We start from the raw sequence: 247 nt of genomic DNA on the forward strand, positions 1-247 counted from the left end.
CAAGCTCTTTCATCATACGATCTCTCGTTACTTTCGCAATAATGGATGCAGCTGAAATAGAAATACTTTTCGCATCACCTTTAATAATGGATGTTTGCGGTATTGGTGTAGGAAGTTTCATCGCATCAATTAATAAATGTTCTGGCGCACAAGATAAATTCGCGACAGCATCTAACATCGCTTGTTTCGTCGCTTGATAAATATTTATCTCATCAATCATTTGTGGTGATACAATTCCAACTCCAAT

1 protein-coding gene is annotated in these 247 nt (G+C 36.8%); it reads right to left on the minus strand.

The features are described 5' to 3' along the window. Positions 1–247: ribonuclease H family protein (locus tag SB775_RS32530; RefSeq protein ID WP_486360739.1), on the minus strand; the 247-nt coding region annotated here is incomplete at both ends.

This window comes from Peribacillus sp. SIMBA_075 (assembly GCF_046534585.1).